The sequence below is a fragment of the Cupriavidus consociatus genome (assembly GCF_017814975.1).
GTDB lineage: Bacteria > Pseudomonadota > Gammaproteobacteria > Burkholderiales > Burkholderiaceae > Cupriavidus > Cupriavidus consociatus.
On sequence record NZ_JAGIQA010000007.1, the window covers coordinates 1 to 15,869 of the forward strand.

The following is a 15,869-nucleotide window of genomic DNA, read 5'->3' on the forward strand; positions in this document are numbered from 1 at the left end:
ATCTCGCCGGCGCGCGGGGCCAGTTCGGCCTGGGCCCACGTGCGCACGGAATCGCGCAGCATCTCGATGTCTTCGCCGAGGTCGAATTTCAGGCCGGGCAATGTAGTCATGGCAGTGTCTTCTCGAAAAATCTATGTCGTACTAGGGCGGCGCGATCAGGCCGTCTTCGATTCGCTGAGGTTCAGGTCACGCACCATCTGGTCGCGCATCACGAATTTCTGCACCTTGCCGGTCACCGTCAGGGGCATCTCGTTCACGAAGCGGATGTAGCGCGGAATCTTGTAGTGGGCGATCTGGTTGCGGCAGAACTCGCGGATCTCTTCCTCGGTGGCGCTTTCGCCCGGCTTGAGCACGATCCACGCGCACACTTCCTCGCCGTACTTCTGGTCCGGCACGCCGAACACCTGCACCGCCTGCACCTTGGGATGGCGGAACAGGAATTCCTCGATCTCGCGCGGGTAGATGTTCTCGCCGCCGCGGATCAGCATGTCCTTCACGCGGCCGACGATATTGCAGTAGCCTTCCTCGTCGATGGTGGCAAGGTCGCCGGTATGCATCCACCCGTCGCGGATGGTCTCGGCGGTGCGGGCGTCGTCGTCCCAGTAGCCCAGCATGACCGAGTAGCCGCGCGTGCACAGCTCGCCCTTCTCGCCCACCGGCACCGTGGCGCCGGTGGCGTCCACCAGCTTGACCTCGAGGTGCGGCTGGATGCGTCCCACCGTGGCGGTGCGCTTGTCCAGCGGATCGGTGGTGCTGCTCTGGAACGAGACCGGGCTGGTCTCGGTCATGCCGTAGGCGATCGTCACCTCCGACATATGCATCTGCGACACCACGCGCTTCATGGTCTCGATCGGGCACGGCGAGCCGGCCATGATGCCGGTGCGCAGCGAAGAGAAGTCGTAGTCGCCGAAGCGCGGATGGTCGAGCTGCGCGATAAACATGGTCGGCACGCCGTGCAGCGCGGTGCAGCGTTCCTCGCTGACGGCCTGCATGGTCGCTTCCGGTTCGAACGCTTCGCCCGGGAACACCATCGCGGCGCCGGTGGAGACGCAGGCCAGCACCGCCAGCACCATGCCGAAGCAGTGGTAGAACGGCACCGGGATGCACAGCTTGTCCTGCTCGGTGAAGCGCATCGCCATCGCGATGAAGCGCGCGTTGTTGACAATATTCCGGTGCGTCAGCGTGGCGCCCTTGGGAGCGCCCGTGGTGCCGCTGGTGAACTGCACATTGATCGGGTCGTTGCGGTCGAGCTGTGCGGTGATGGCGTCTAGCGTTGCGCGCGCCACACCCGCGCCGCGCGCCACCACATCGTCATAGCGGATCATGCCCGGGGTCTCGCCCTCGCCCATGCGGATCACCCAGCGCAGCGACGGCAGCCGCGCGGCCTGCAGCGCGCCAGGCTCGCTCGTGGCTAGCTCCGGCGCCAGCGCCTGCAGCATTTCCAGGTAGCGCGACGTCTTGAACGCCTCGGCCGCGACGATGGCCTTGACGCCGACCTTGTTCAGCGCGTACTCGAGTTCGGACAGCCGGTACGCCGGGTTGATATTGACCAGCACCAGCCCGAGCCGCGCGGTGGCGAACTGCGTCACCACCCATTCCACGCGGTTGGGCGACCAGATGCCGACGCGGTCGCCACGGACCAGGCCGAGCGCATGCAGCCCCGCCGCCAGCGCATCGATGGCCTCGGCGAACTGCTGCCAGGTCCAGCGCACGCCCTGCTCGCGGAAGGTGACCGCGTCGCGCTGCGCAAAACGGGCGACGGTCTGCGCCAGCAGTTCCGGCACGGTCTGCTCGGACAGCGGAATACTGGTTTCGCCGCGCACATGTGACAGCCCGCCCATGGGCAGGATGGTGGGTTGGGACTCGCCCTGCATCGTCATACTGGTCTCCAAAGCTCGGTGTCGTTCCGTGCGCCGGCGTTTTGTGAGTATCACTCAATTCACGCCGTGTTCATTGTCTGTGGTGGGCTGCCAGCGAATATCGTCAGGGAAATCCCCTAAATTTATCCCGCCTTTCACTACCCGATGGTGCGGACCGTGGCGCCGACGAGTGAAAAGTACACGCTCGGCAGGCAGAACGCAATAATAATTTTGAGCTTTACTCAAGTTCTGGCCGCCGGCGCACTATAATCCTCGGCACCAGAGAGACGTCCACACCCCCGACAGCATGGAAGACACCAGTTCCCGGCGCCGCGTTCCGGCCGGAGCCAAGGCCGAGCAGCGCATCCGCGACATCCTGCGCGTGAGCCGCGACGTGTTCGCCGAGCTTGGCTACGAGCGCGCCACTACCACCGAGATCGCGCAGCGGCTGGGCGTCTCCGAGGGGACGGTCTTCACCTATTTCCACAGCAAGCGCGAGCTTTGCGTGCGCGTGATCGAGGACTGGTACGACGAAATCATCAGCACGCTGGAACAGGGCATGCCGCATGGCCAGCCCACCAAGGCGCAGCTTGAGTTCTACGTGAAGACGCACCTGCGCCTGTTCCTGATCCAGGGGACCGGGCTGTGCGCGCTGGTACTGTCGGAAGGCCGGGCCAAGGGGCCAGGGCTGGGCGAGGTGTTCCTGCCGCTGCAGCGCCGCTATACGGCGCCGCTGATGGACCTGCTGGCGCGGGCGCGCAGCAATGGCGAAATCCGCAGCGACTTGCCGTTGAGCCTGCTGCGCTCGGCCATCCTGGGGCCGATGGAGCACATCCTGTGGGACGCGATCGCGCGGCAGCGCGAGGTCGATATCGAGAAGACCGCGCGCGACATGGTGGCGCTGCTGTGGCCGGCGCTGCAGCCGGTGGACCTGGAGCTGGAAAAGCTGCGGGGCTTCTACGGCGAGGTCAGCGCGGCGCTGCGCAAGACCGTGGAAGACTGAGGCACGCCGGCGCCAAGCCGGCGTACTGGCTGGAGCAGCGCAAGGATTGCTTGCCAGGCGCGGGCCCGCGGCCCTCGCGGGCCGCAGGCACGGCGCTCAGGCGCTGAAACCACCGTCGATCATCAGGCTGGCACCCGTGACGAAGCCAGCTTCCGGACCCGCAACATAGGCCACCATGCCGGCAATCTCCTCCGGCGTGGCATGCCGCTGCAACGCCATCAGGCTGTGCAGCGCCGCGCCGAACTCCCCGGCTTCAGGGTTCATGTCGGTATTGGTTGGTCCTGGCTGGATGTTGTTCACGGTGATGCCGCGCGGGCCCAGGTCGCGTGCCATGCCTTGCACCAGCCCCAGCAGCGCGGACTTGCTCATCGCATACGCGCTGCCACCGGGGAATGGCATGCGTTCGGCATTGGTGCTGCCAATGTTGATGATGCGGCCGCCCTCGCCCATGTGCGGCAGCGCTGCCCTGGCCGCGACGAACACCGCGCGCACGTTGACGGCCAGGGTCTCGTCGAAGTCTTCCAGCGACAGGGTCTCGACCGATCCCAGCCGCAGCACGCCGGCGTTGTTGACCAGGATGTCGAGCTTGCCGAACTGGCGCGCGGCGCCGTCGATGGCGCGGGTCAGCGCGGCTGCGTCAGCGGCATCGGCCTGAAGTGCCAGGGCGCGTCCGCCAGCGGCCTCCACCTCCGCCGCCAGCGCGTTGGCGCCGGCCGCGGAGTTCTGGTAGGTGAAGGCGACGGCCGCGCCTTCGCGCGCCAGCCGGCGCACGATAGCCGCGCCGATGCCGCGGGCGCCGCCGGTAACGAATGCAGTTTTTCCCATCAGGGTGGCCATGGAATGCTCCTGAAAATGGTTGGTTGGCAAAGCCAGTATCGTTTGCGGATTGCCCCTTCGATAGCCATGAGTTGGCATCAGCTTTTTCAACCACTGGTATAAGCTGAGGCCATGGAAGCCCTGAACCTGCTCGAATCCTTTGTCCGGAGTGCCGAAGCCGGCAGCTTTTCCGCGGCGGCGCGCCAGCTCGGCATGACCCCCGCGGCGGTCAGCAAGAACGTGGCGCGGCTGGAGTCGCACCTTGGCGTGCGGCTGTTCCAGCGCAGCACGCGCCAGCTGACGCTCACCGCCAGCGGCGAACAGTTCCTGCGGCAAGTCTCGGACCCGTTCTCGACCCTGCGCGATGCCTTTGCCAGTGCGTCGCAAGATGCAGGCAAGCCCGCGGGCACGCTCAAGGTCAGCATGGCCCTCGCCTTCGGCCGCGAACACCTGGTGCCGCTGCTGGGCGAGTTCCTGCAGCGCTATCCGGCGATCGTCCCGGACTGGCATTTCGACAACCGCCCCGCGGAACTGATCCATGACGGCTTTGACGCGGCCATCGGCGGCGGCATCGAACTGACCGACGGGGTGGTGGCGCGCGAACTGGCGCGGACCTGCATCGTCGCGACCGCATCGCCGTCCTATATGGCGGACAGGCTCATGCCGAGCCACCCCAGCGAGCTGGCCGCGATGGACGGCATCGTGCGGCGCTCGGGCCCGACCGGCAGGCTGCGCGCATGGACGCTGCGCAGCGAGTCGGGCGAAGAGGCGCCGGTCACGCAGCGTACGCGCATGATCTTCGACGACCCCGAGGCCATGGCGCACGCGGCCATGCTCGGCTACGGCGTGGCGCTGCTGCCGACGCCGCATGCGGCGCGATGGCTGGAAAGCGGCGCGCTGGTGCGGCTGCTGCCCGGATGGCACGCCGACAACGGGCCGATCTCGCTGTACTACCCGAACAGGACGCTGCTGCCGCCGAAGACGCGCGTGTTCATCGACTTCGTGGTGGCGGCGTTCCGCGACCGGGGGCTGGCCTCGCGCTTTGACGCCGGCATCCAGCCAGCGCATTAAGGCGCGTGCGGCGCGCGCGCTCACGCGCCACGCGCCACGCGCCTCCAGCGTGACGAGAACGGCCCTGCGCCGGCATGCCGGCCCGTTTGACTAGGGATAGAGAACGACCTAGGCTAAGTACGCTCGAAGTCCACTTCCGTGCGCGGACGCTGCCATGCCGGCCTGCGCGATCTCGCGGCATGTGACCGGCGTAGAACCAGGAGGGCTAACCATGAACATGCGGCCGGATCCCACGTTTTACCCGTCGCCCCAGCTCGCGATGAGCGCGCCACCGGAAGAATTCGCCTACACCCTGCTGCTGAGTCCCGACGGCTCGCGCCCCGACGCGCTGGCCGTGATCGACGTCAAGCCCGGCTCGCCCACCTACAGCACGGTGGTGCATACGGTGCCGATGACCAACAAGGGCGACGAGCTGCACCACTTCGGCTGGAATGCCTGCTCCTCAGCGCTGTCGCCGCTGACCGGCCACGCGTTCCTGGAGCGGCGCTACCTGATCATTCCCGGCATGCGCTCGTCGCGCATCTACATCGTCGACACGAAGCCGCATCCCACCCAGGCGCGCATCCACAAGATCATCGAACCGGACGAGATCATCGGCAAGACCGGCTACTCGCGGCCGCACACCGTGCATTGCGGCCCGGAAGGGATCTACGTCAGCACGCTCGGCGGCGCGGGGCAGGCCGGCACCGACGGCCTGCCCGGCATCTTCATCATGGACTGCGAGACCTTCGAGGTGCTTGGCCGCTGGGAAATCGACCGCGGCGAGCAGGAGAAGCATTACGACTTCTGGTGGAACCTGCCGCGCGACTACATGGTGTCGAGCGAATGGGCCTTGCCGCCGCAGTTCGAGAACGGCCTGGTGGCGGAAGACCTGCTCTCCAACAAGTACGGCCACAAGCTGCATTTCTGGGACCTGCGCGCGCGGCGCAACGTGCAGACCATCGACCTGGGCGCCAATCACCAGATGGCGCTGGAAGTCAGGCCCGCGCACGATCCGGTGCGGGAATACGGCTTTGTCGGCGTGGTGGTCGACACCACCAACCTGGAAGGCTCGATCTGGACCTGGTGGCGCGAAGGCGGCAAGTTCCATGCGGAAAAGACCGCGACCATCCCGCCCGAGCCGGCCTCGGCCGACCTGCTGCCGCCGCTGCTGCAGGGCTTCGGCGCGGTGCCGCCGCTGATCACCGACATCGACCTGTCGCTCGACGACAAATTCCTCTACGTGTCCTGCTGGGGCACCGGCGAGATGCGCCAGTACGACGTCACCGATCCGCGCAAGCCGAGGTTGTCCGGCTCGGTCCATCTCGGCGGCATTGCACGGCGCACGCCGCACCCGAACGGCAAGGCCTTCGCCGGCGGCCCGCAGATGGTCGAGATCAGCCGCGACGGCAAGCGCGTTTACTGGACCAACTCGCTCTACTCCACGTGGGACAACCAGTTCTATCCCGACGGCGTACCCGGCGTGCAGGTGATGGGACGCGCCGAGCCGGAGGGCGGGCTGGCGCTGGCCGATGACTACTGGCTGGAATTCCCCGACGGCTACCGCGCGCACCAGGTGCGGCTGGAAGGCGGCGACTGCTCGACCGACTCGTTCTGCTATCCGTCGGTCCGGTCTTGACGGCGTTCTCCTGGGAGCATGCCGGCCTGTGGTCGGCGGTCCTGGCAAGCGGCATCTATCACGGCCTGAATCCCGCGATGGGATGGCCGCTGGCTGTATCGAACGGGTTGCTGGCGCGGCAGGACCGCGCCGTGGTGTCGGCGCTCGGATCGTTGGCGTTGGGCCATCTGCTGGCGATGATCGCGGTCATGCTGCCATTCGGCGCGCTGGCCATGGTGGTCCGCTGGCAGGCGCCGCTGCAGTCTGCGGCGGGGCTGCTGGTGATCGGTTGGGGGCTGGCGCTGCTGGTCTGGCGCCGCCATCCGCGCACACTGGCGCGGATCCCGCCGTCGCGCCTCGCGCTGTGGTCCTTTGCCGTGGCAATCGCGCATGGTGCCGGGCTGATGCTGGTGCCGATCTACCTTGGGCTGTGCCGCGCCGACGAGGATCCCGGCCACCAGGCGGCCGCTACGCTGATCGGCGCCAATGTCTCCATGGCGCTGCTCGTGTCCGTCGTACATGCCGCGGCCATGATCGCGACCGGCGGCCTGGTGGCGTGGCTGGTCTACCGCTATGTCGGGCTTAAGTTCGTGTCGCGCAGCTGGTTCAACCTCGACGTGGTGTGGGCGCTCAGCCTGGTCGTGGTGGGCGGACTGGCGCTGGTGTTCAGCGGCGTCCGGCTTCCGTGGCTGCGCTGACTCTGCTCGAGTGCGCGGATCGAGCCGTAGCGCCTCACACCGCCAGCGTCTGCGCCACCACCGCCGCGGCGCCGACGCTGCCCATCATCACCGCAAGCCAGCATCCCAGCAGGCAAGCGCCGCGGCCAGGCCTTTCACCGATATTCATGTTGCTCTCCTTGTCCGGGATGCCTGCGGTGTCATCGATCAGACCGCGGGAACCGGGGCCAGCGACACGTGCTGCGTCGCGGTGCGCTGCGCTGCCTTGTGCACCATGGTGTAGGCGTAGTCCACGCCCATGCCGTACGCGCCGGAGTGTTCCTTGACCAGCGCCATCACGGCGTCGTACGAATCGCGGCGGGCCCAGTCGCGCTGCCATTCCAAGACCACCTGCTGCCAGGTCACCGGCACCACGCCGGCCTGGACCATGCGCTGCATGGCATAGTCGTGCGCTTCCTTGCTGGTGCCGCCCGAGGCGTCGGCAACCATGTAGATCTCGTAGTCGCTGTCATGCATCGCCGACAGCGCGAAGGTGGTGTTGCAGACCTCGGTCCACAGGCCGGCGACGATGATCTTCCTGCGGCCTGCGGCGGCCAGCGCGTCGCGCACTTTCTGGTCGTCCCATGAGTTCATCGAGGTGCGCTCCAGCGTTTCCTTGCCGGGGAATACGTCGAGCAGTTCGGGATAGGTATAGCCGGAGAACGAGTCCGACTCGACCGTGGTGATCGTGGTCGGGATGTCGAAGACCTTTGCCGCCTTGGCCAGGCCGACCACGTTGTTCTTCATCAGCTGGCGGTCCATGGACTGGACGCCGAAGGCCATCTGCGGCTGGTGGTCGATGATGATCAGCTGGCTGTTTTGCGGGGTCAGGACTTCCAGTTTGGCGTTCGACATGATGGGCTCTCCATAAGCTGTGTTGGTCAATTTCCCGCAACGTCCTTTTGTGTGTGGCGCTGCGATGGGATGAACTATACGGAACGAAGTGCCTGCTCAATTACTCATATCATCACATAGTTATTCAAATATTTTGATGATTGGTTCCGAGCAAAAAAGAGCGGCTGTTTCCAGCCGCCCGCTCAAGAGCCATGAATCGTCGTCTCTCCTCCGCAGCAGCCGCCGCGAAAGACCAGCAGCCATTGCCTCAGGTCACCGGCGCCGGATTGAACAGCACCAGCGCGTTCTTGATCTTCCAGTGTTCCGCCCAGGACTTTTTGCCGCTGGCCACCGCCAGCAGCGTGTGGAACAGCTCCCAGCCCACCTCTTCGATGGTGGCTTCCCCGGTGGCGATGCGGCCGGCGTTGACGTCCATCAGGTCGTGCCAGCGGCGTGCCAGGTCATTGCGGGTCGAGACCTTGATCACCGGCACCTCGGCCAGCCCGTACGGTGTGCCGCGCCCTGTGGTGAAAACATGGAGGTTCATGCCGGCGGCCAGCTGCAGCGTGCCGCAGACAAAATCACCCGCCGGCGTGGCGGCGTAGATCAGACCCTTCTGCGTGACCTTCTCGCCCGGACCGCTGACGCCATGGATCGGGCCGGTGCCGGACTTGACGATCGAGCCCATCGCCTTTTCCACGATGTTGGACAGGCCGCCCTTCTTGTTGCCAGGCGTGGTGTTGGCGCTGCGATCGACCTTGCCTTTCTCGAGGTAGGCGTCATACCAGGCCATCTGCTTCATCAGCGCCTCGGCCACTTCGGGCGTGGCCGCGCGCGCGGTGAGCTGGTCGATGCCGTCGCGGACCTCGGTGACTTCGGAGAACATCACCGTGCCACCGGCGCGCACCAGCAGGTCGGTGGCAAAGCCCACCGCGGGATTGGCCGTCACGCCCGAGAAGGCATCGCTGCCGCCGCACTGCACGCCCACCACCAGGTCAGATGCGGGACAGGTCTCGCGCCGGCGCGCATTCAGGCGCTGCAGGTGCTTCTCGGCCGTGGCCATGATCGAATCGATCATCGAGGCAAAGCCCACGTGCTGTTCGTCCTGCAGGCAGACCACGTCAGGCTCGCCTTCCTTCTGGATCGGGATGGTGCCGGCGCTGACCAGCCGCGTGGGCTGCAGCTTTTCGCAGCCCAGACTGACGATCATCACTTCACCGCCGAAGTTGGGGTTCAGCGCGATATTGCGGATCGTGCGGATGGGGATGCCGGCGTCCGGCGCGTCGATCGCCACGCCGCAGCCGTAGGTATGCTCCAGGCCCACCACGTCATCGACGTTGGGATACTTCGGCAGCAGTTCTTCCTTGATGCGCCGCACGGCAAACTCGACCACGCCTTCCACGCACTGCACGGTGGTGGTGATGCCGAGGATATTGCGCGTGCCGACCGAACCGTCGGCATTGCGGTAGCCCTCGAAGGTGTAGCCCTCCAGCGGCGGCAGCGGCTTGACGCGCGTGCCCACCGGCAGGTCGTGCAGCTCCGGCGCGGCCGGCATGCGGATCACGCGCTCGTTGATCCAGCTGCCGCGCGGCAGGTCCTTCAGCGCGTAGCCGATCACCACGTTGTAGCGGACCACCTCCTCGCCTTCGCGCAGGTCCGTCAATGCCACCTTGTGGCCCTGGGGCACGCCTTCGACCAGCGTCAGGCCGCACGGAAACGTGGTGCCGGCCGGCAGCCCGCCGTCGTTGGCGACGATGGCGACGTTGTCGTCGGGGTGCATCGTGATGTAGAGGGGGCGCGATGCCGGCGCTTGGGTCGCTTCACTCATGATTGCAGGCTTTCTTCAGGGAGACGGCAATCTTGCCGCTTGGGTGTTACGTTGTCTGATGACATTGTATAGGGTTCAATGCGGGCCGGCGCCCGGGCTTACCCTGATTATGTGTGGATAAACCGCCACAAATAACGTCAAATTACAGGCATAACCCCATCCGCAAGCTGATGCCCAAGGGTCCCCGGTCACTGTTGTACGACAACCATCGTGCCCCGACCGTCAAATCGCATCAATTTCATCCGGCAAAACTTTTTTGCAAAGCAGAATGACGGGCATTCACGGATGGCCTATAACGGCTCCAACCGGTTTCACGTGACGAAAACCGGACCAGGAGACCACCGGCGTGACCACCCCGAGCACCTCGCTGCAAAAGGCCTGCCGCCTGCTGCGCGCGCTGACCGATGCCCGCAACAGCCGCCTGACCGACCTGGCGCTGGCCGCCAGCGTCGACAAGGCTTCCGCGCTGCGCCTGCTCGATACCCTGACGGCCGAGGGTCTGGTGCAGCGCGATCCCGCCACCAAGGCCTTTGCGCCGGGACCCGAATGGCTGGCACTGCATGCCGCCACGCTGGCGCGCACCGACCTGCGCCCGCTGGTGCGCCCGGCGCTGATCCGGCTGGCCAATGCCTTCGAGGACAGCGCCATCCTGTCGGTGCCGAGCGGCTGCGAATCGGTCTGCATCGAATTGCGGCTCGGCACCTTCCCGATCCGCGCCAACTACCTGGACATCGGCAGCCGCCGGCCGCTGGGCATCGGCGCCGGCAGCCTGGCGCTGCTGGCCGCGCTGCCTGATGCCGAGGTCGAGGCGGTGCTCGACGGCATCGCCCCGGCCATGCGCCGCTACCCGCGCTTCAGCCGCGACATGCTGCTGGGCCATGTGAAGGCCACGCGCGAGCGCGGCTACGCCGTATTGCTGGATGTCGTGGTCGAGCGCATGGGCGGCATCGCCATCGCCCTGCCCGGACCCGACGGCTACCCGCTGGGCGCGATCAGCATTGCGGCGCTGAACGATCGCATCACCAGCCGGGAGGCCGCGATGGCGCGAGCGCTGCGGCGCGAGGCCGACGCCATCTGCCAGCACTGGCTCTCGCACGCCGGCGGCGCCAAACCTGACATCCAACGGCCGGCCGCCCGGCCACGTACGCGAGAGGAGGCATGACATGCGCTGGAAGCAACGTCCGCAAGGCTCCAACTGGGGCGATTTCGGCCCCGACGACCAGCTGGGCCGGGTCAACCTGATCGGCCCCGAGCAGGTTGTCAGGGGCGCGCGCGAGGTGCAGGCCGGCATCAGCTTCTGCCTGTCGCTGCCGCTGGACTATCCGGGCGGCAACAAGCTCAACCCGCGCCGCCACCCGCCGCAGCTGCGTCCCACCTTCCGCGACGACAGTCCCTACCTCAACTTCCCGCTGGCCCGGGTCGATCCCGCCGCCACCGACGTCATCAGCGACGACCAGGTACTGATGTGCCTGCAGTACAGCACGCAGTGGGATGCGCTGGCGCACGTGGGCGCGCTGTTCGATGCCGACGGCGACGGCCGGCCCGAGCGCGTCTACTACAACGGCTTCCGCGCCAACGAGCATATCGTCGGGCCGGTGGACTACGCCGACGACGACCACTTCGCCGCCCATCCCTGCGGCCACGACCACAGCGCCGCGCAGGCGCTCGGCATCGAGAACTTCGCGGTCAAGGGCATGCAGGGCCGCGGCGTGCTGGTGGACCTGGCGCACGTGTACGGCCAGGATTTCCGCAACATCGGCTACGACGAGCTGATGCGCGCGATGGATGCCGGCAAGGCCGAGGTCGAGCCCGGCGACATGCTGCTGCTGCGCACCGGCTTTGCCGAGGTGGTGCTGTCGATGCAACGCGAGCCTGACGAAGCCGTGCTGCACCACAGCTGCTGCGCGCTCGACGGCCGCGACGACCGCCTGCTGCAGTGGATCACCGATGCAGGCATCGCCGCGCTGATCGCCGACAACTACGCGGTCGAGCGCTACCCGGCCCGGCCCGCGCCCGATGGCGACCAGCGCCACCCGCTGCTGCCGCTGCACCACCACTGCCTGTTCAAGCTGGGCCTGCCGCTGGGCGAGCTGTGGTACCTGCGCGAGCTGGCCGACTGGCTGCGCGCCAACGGCCGCACCCGCTTCCAGCTGACCGCGCCGCCGCTGCGGCTGCCGGGCGCGGTGGGCTCGCCCGTAACGCCGATCGCCACGGTCTAGCCAGGACCAAAAACCACAATAGCCAGAGGAGACACCATGAAGCTTCGCCTTTCGATCCGACGCCGGGCCGCCGGCGCCTTCGCCCTGGCCGCCGCGCTGGCCTGCGGCGCCGCCCACGCACAGCCCAGGGCAGCGATCTCCGACGACGTGGTCAAGATCGGCATGCTGCTCGACATGAGCGGCCTGTACGCCGACGTCACCGGCCGCGGCAGCGCCACCGCGGCGCAGATGGCCATCGACGATGTCGGCGGCAAGGTGCTGGGCAAGAAGATCGAGCTGGTCGTGGTCGATCACCAGAACAAGGCCGATATCGCCGCCAACAAGGCGCGCGAGTGGTACGACACCGGCAATGTCGATGCCATCCTCGACGTGGCCGCGTCGGCGCCGGCGCTGGCCGTGCTCGAAGTGGCGAAGCAGAAGAACCGCATCGTGGTGTTCTCGGGACCTGGCACCGAGCGCATCACCAACGACCTGTGCACGCCGGTGTCGGTCCATTACGCCTATGACACCTATGCGCTCGCCAACACCACCGCGCGCGCCACGGTGCAGCGCGGCGGCAAGACCTGGTTCTTCCTGACCGCGGACTACGCCTTCGGGCATACGCTGCAGGACTCCGCCACGTCGGTCATCAACGAGACCGGCGGCAAGGTGCTGGGCGCCGCGCGCCACCCGATCGGTGCCAGCGACTTTGCCTCGTACCTGCTGCAGGCGCAGGCCAGCAAGGCGCAGGTCGTGGGATTGGCCAATGCCGGCGGCGACACCATCAACGCGATCAAGGCGGCGTCGGAGTTCGGCCTCACGCGCAACAACGCGCAGCGCATGGCGGGCCTGCTGCTCTATATCAACGATATCCACGCCATCGGGCTGAAGACGGCGGGCGGCCTCGTGCTGACCGAGGCCTTCTACTGGGACATGAACGATGCCACCCGCGCGTGGTCGCGCCGCTATTTCGAGAAGCTGAAGAAGATGCCCAACATGAGCCAGGCCGGCGCCTATTCATCGGTGATGCACTACCTGAAGGCCGTGCAGGCGGCGGGCACCGACGAGACCGCGGCGGTGATGAAGAAGATGAAGTCGATGCCGGTCAACGACTTCTTCGCCAGGAACGGCCACATCCGGGAGGACGGCCGCATGATCCACGACATGTACTTGTTCGAGGTGAAAACGCCGGCCGAATCGAAATACCCATGGGACTACTACAAGGTCGTGGCGACGGTGCCCGGCGAGCAGGCCTTCATGCCGGCATCGAAGTCGCAATGCCCGCTGCTCAGGCACTGACATGAGCGCCACCTATACCAGCTTTATACGCGGCACCGGCAACACCCGCTTCGGCCGCATCGACGGCAGCACGCCGCTGGCGCTGATGGCGCAGGCCGCCGATGTCGCGCTGGCCGATGCCGGGCTGGCGCGCGCCGACATCGACGGCGTACTGTGCGGCTATGCCACCACGCTGCCGCACCTGATGCTGGCCGACCGCTTCTGCGAATACGCCTCGCTCACGCCCGCCTACGCCCACGGCGTGGCCGCGGGCGGTGCCACCGGCGGCGTGATGGCGATGCTGGCGCATGAGCTGGTGCGCGCCGGACGCTGCCGCCATGTGCTGGTGGTCGCGGGCGAGAACCGCCTCACCGGCCAGAGCCGCGACCAGTCGATCCAGACGCTGGCGCAGGTGGGCGAACCGCATGCCGAAGTGCCCAACGGCGCCTCGGTGCCGGCCTACTACGCGCTGCTGGCGTCGCGCTACCTGCATGAGACCGGCATGGATACCAATGCGCTGTCCGGCTTTGCGGTGCTGATGCGCGAGCATGCCGCCGGCCATCCGGATGCGCACCTGCGAGAGCCGCTGTCGCTCGCGCAGGCACGCGCCGCCCGCCCGATCGCCACGCCGCTGCGGCTGTCCGACTGCTGCCCGATTTCCGATGGCGCGGTGGCGGTGCTCGTGTCCGCCGAACCCTGCGCCGGCACGCCGGTGCGCATCGCCGGCGCTGGGCAGGCGCACTGCCACCAGCACCTGGGCGCTATCGACGACGTGATGCAGACCGGCGCCGCCGAGGCCGCGCGGCGCGCCTTTGCCGAGGCGGGCGGCGGCGTGGATGGCATCGACTGCCTGGCGATCTACGACTCGTTCACCATCACGCTGGTCATGCTGCTCGAAGAACTGGGACTGGCGCCGCGCGGGCAAGCGCATGCACGGCTGCAAGCCGGCGATTTCAGCCGTGGCGGCGCGCTGCCGCTCAATACGCACGGCGGGCTGCTTGCGTTCGGCCACTCCGGCGTGGCGGGCGGCCTGATGCATCTTGCCGAGGCCGCACGCCAGCTCGCGGGCCGCGCCGGCGAGCGCCAGCTTGGCAAGCGCCGCCGCGCGCTGTTCCATGCCGACGGCGGCGTGCTGTCGTCCCATGTCAGCCTGGTGCTGGAGGCCGCGCCATGAGCCATCCCACAAGCCATCCATACACCGACGGACTCGATGCCGGCGTGGTGCGCTACCAGTGCTGCGGTGACTGCGGGTCCTGGCAGCCGCTGGAGCGCCATGCCTGCCGCGCGTGCGGCAGCCTGCAGCTGCAATGGCGCGATGCCGGCGGACTCGCCACGGTCTATGCAGTCACCGAGATCAGCCGTGCCCCGGCCGAGGCCTTCCGCGCCCTGGCGCCCTACACGCTGGTGCTGGCCACGCTGGATGAAGGCCCGCGCGTGATGGGCCATGCCGAGCCCGGCGTGGCGATCGGCGACCGCGTGCGCGCAGGCTTCCTGCGCTTCGGCGAAGGGACACTGCTGCGTTTCCTGCGCGAATAGCGGCATTAGAACCCGTTTCATAATGAAAAAGGGGACCCTTTTTCATTATGAAACGGGTTCTTAAGGCGCCAGCCGGCGCGCGCCCGACTTCCCATCCCAGCCGGCACCCACAACCGGAGCACCCCCTTGGCACCGAATCGATCCCGGCGGCACGCGCTCGCCCTGCTTTCCTGCCTCGCCCTGTCCGCGGCGGCCATGCCGCCAGTGCTGGCGCAGTCCTTCCCGGTCAAGCCGATCCGGCTGGTGGTGCCCTACCCGCCCGGCGGCCCCACCGACATCGTCGCGCGCGTGGTCGGCCAGAAGCTGTCGGACAAGCTCGGCCAGCCGCTGGTGGTGGAGAACCGTCCCGGCGCCGGCGGCAATATCGGCGCCGAGGCGGTGGCCAGGGCCGCGCCCGACGGCTACACGCTGCTGGTGGCCACCACCGCGCATGCCATCAACATGACGCTGTTCCGCAAGCCCGGCTACGACACGCGCAAGGACTTCGCGCCGGTGAGCCTGCTCACGCGCGGCCCGCTGGTGCTGGTGACCGCGCCCGCCACGCCAGCGGGCAATGTCGCCGAGCTGATCGCGCTGGCCAGGAGCAGGCCCGGCCAGGTCACCTTTGCCAGCTCCGGCAACGGCCAGTCCACCCATCTGGCCGCGGAGCTGTTCAACAGCATGGCCGGCGTGCGCATGACGCACGTGCCATACAAGGGCAGCGCTCCCGCGCTGACCGACGTGATGGGCGGACAGGCCACGGTGATGTTCGACACCATGCTGTCGGCCATGCCATTCGTGCGCGACGGCAAGCTCAAGGCGCTGGCGGTCACGGGCGCGGCGCGCTCGCCGGCCGCGCCGGACACGCCGACCGTGGCGCAGTCAGGCTTGCCGGGCTACGAGGCCAGCGCCTGGAACGCGATGCTGGCCCCCGCCGGCACGCCGCCCGCGGTGCTCGATACGCTCGGCACGGCACTGAGAGCCGTACTCGACAACGCCGACGTGCGCGCGCGCTTCGCCACGCAGGGCTTTGCCGCGGAATGGACCTCGCCGCCTGCCACCGCACGGTTCCTCGAACACGAAATCGACAAATGGGCCGGCGTCGTCAAGGCATCCGGCGCCACCATCGACTGATCGCCCACACATCACCCACG

Annotated in this window: 14 protein-coding genes; 10 read left to right on the forward strand and 4 right to left on the reverse strand. The window is 67.4% G+C overall.

Going from position 1 to position 15,869, the window contains the following annotated elements:
• Nucleotides 1–155: 155 nt before the first annotated feature.
• On the reverse strand, nucleotides 156–1,880 hold the full coding sequence (locus J8I82_RS11380; protein ID WP_209757358.1) for an AMP-binding protein: 1,725 nt from the start codon (nucleotides 1,878–1,880) through the stop codon (nucleotides 156–158).
• A 286-nt stretch (nucleotides 1,881–2,166) separates the two neighbouring features.
• Between J8I82_RS11380 and J8I82_RS11385 the strand changes: the two genes are divergently transcribed.
• Nucleotides 2,167–2,862: a TetR/AcrR family transcriptional regulator gene (locus tag J8I82_RS11385; RefSeq protein ID WP_209757359.1), complete on the forward strand. Its 696-nt coding sequence runs from the start codon at nucleotides 2,167–2,169 to the stop codon at nucleotides 2,860–2,862.
• A 96-nt stretch (nucleotides 2,863–2,958) separates the two neighbouring features.
• Here J8I82_RS11385 and J8I82_RS11390 read toward each other — a convergent pair whose 3' ends face one another.
• Nucleotides 2,959–3,699 (reverse strand): SDR family oxidoreductase, encoded by a 741-nt coding sequence (locus tag J8I82_RS11390; RefSeq protein WP_209757360.1) that lies wholly within the window; start codon nucleotides 3,697–3,699, stop codon nucleotides 2,959–2,961.
• Between the two features lie 111 nt (nucleotides 3,700–3,810).
• On the opposite strand from J8I82_RS11390, the gene J8I82_RS11395 reads away from it, so the two are divergent.
• The 3 genes from J8I82_RS11395 (at nucleotide 3,811) to J8I82_RS11405 (ending at nucleotide 7,044) form a co-directional block, all read left to right on the forward strand.
• Nucleotides 3,811–4,749: a LysR family transcriptional regulator gene (locus tag J8I82_RS11395; RefSeq protein WP_209757362.1), complete on the forward strand. Its 939-nt coding sequence runs from the start codon at nucleotides 3,811–3,813 to the stop codon at nucleotides 4,747–4,749.
• A gap of 211 nt (nucleotides 4,750–4,960) precedes the next feature.
• Nucleotides 4,961–6,367: a selenium-binding protein SBP56-related protein gene (locus J8I82_RS11400; RefSeq protein WP_209757364.1), complete on the forward strand. Its 1,407-nt coding sequence runs from the start codon at nucleotides 4,961–4,963 to the stop codon at nucleotides 6,365–6,367.
• Complete coding sequence (locus J8I82_RS11405; protein WP_209757366.1) at nucleotides 6,364–7,044, forward strand: hypothetical protein; 681 nt, start codon at nucleotides 6,364–6,366, stop codon at nucleotides 7,042–7,044. The genes J8I82_RS11400 and J8I82_RS11405 overlap by 4 nt, the downstream gene beginning before the upstream one ends.
• Nucleotides 7,045–7,230: 186 nt before the next feature.
• On the opposite strand, the gene J8I82_RS11410 is transcribed toward J8I82_RS11405, so the two are convergent.
• Nucleotides 7,231–7,917 (reverse strand): hydrolase, encoded by a 687-nt coding sequence (locus J8I82_RS11410; protein ID WP_209757369.1) that lies wholly within the window; start codon nucleotides 7,915–7,917, stop codon nucleotides 7,231–7,233.
• A 247-nt stretch (nucleotides 7,918–8,164) separates the two neighbouring features.
• On the reverse strand, nucleotides 8,165–9,724 hold the full coding sequence (gene garD / locus J8I82_RS11415) for a galactarate dehydratase (protein WP_209757371.1): 1,560 nt from the start codon (nucleotides 9,722–9,724) through the stop codon (nucleotides 8,165–8,167).
• Nucleotides 9,725–10,070: 346 nt separating this feature from the next.
• Here garD and J8I82_RS11420 point away from each other — a divergent pair, with 346 nt between their 5' ends.
• The 6 genes from J8I82_RS11420 (at nucleotide 10,071) to J8I82_RS11445 (ending at nucleotide 15,849) form a co-directional block, all read left to right on the forward strand.
• Complete coding sequence (locus tag J8I82_RS11420) at nucleotides 10,071–10,886, forward strand: IclR family transcriptional regulator (protein WP_209757374.1); 816 nt, start codon at nucleotides 10,071–10,073, stop codon at nucleotides 10,884–10,886.
• 1 nt (nucleotide 10,887) lies between these two features.
• On the forward strand, nucleotides 10,888–11,943 hold the full coding sequence (locus J8I82_RS11425) for a cyclase family protein (RefSeq protein ID WP_209757376.1): 1,056 nt from the start codon (nucleotides 10,888–10,890) through the stop codon (nucleotides 11,941–11,943).
• A 36-nt stretch (nucleotides 11,944–11,979) separates the two neighbouring features.
• Nucleotides 11,980–13,221, forward strand: coding sequence for an ABC transporter substrate-binding protein (locus tag J8I82_RS11430; RefSeq protein WP_209757378.1), 1,242 nt, complete (start codon nucleotides 11,980–11,982; stop codon nucleotides 13,219–13,221).
• Nucleotide 13,222: 1 nt separating this feature from the next.
• The gene (locus tag J8I82_RS11435) at nucleotides 13,223–14,374 is read left to right on the forward strand and encodes a thiolase family protein (RefSeq protein ID WP_209757380.1); all 1,152 of its coding nucleotides are present in this window, start codon (nucleotides 13,223–13,225) and stop codon (nucleotides 14,372–14,374) included.
• Nucleotides 14,371–14,736 (forward strand): Zn-ribbon domain-containing OB-fold protein, encoded by a 366-nt coding sequence (locus tag J8I82_RS11440; RefSeq protein WP_209757382.1) that lies wholly within the window; start codon nucleotides 14,371–14,373, stop codon nucleotides 14,734–14,736. The genes J8I82_RS11435 and J8I82_RS11440 overlap by 4 nt, the downstream gene beginning before the upstream one ends.
• Nucleotides 14,737–14,862: 126 nt before the next feature.
• Complete coding sequence (locus J8I82_RS11445; RefSeq protein WP_209757384.1) at nucleotides 14,863–15,849, forward strand: tripartite tricarboxylate transporter substrate binding protein; 987 nt, start codon at nucleotides 14,863–14,865, stop codon at nucleotides 15,847–15,849.
• Nucleotides 15,850–15,869 lie beyond the last annotated feature (20 nt).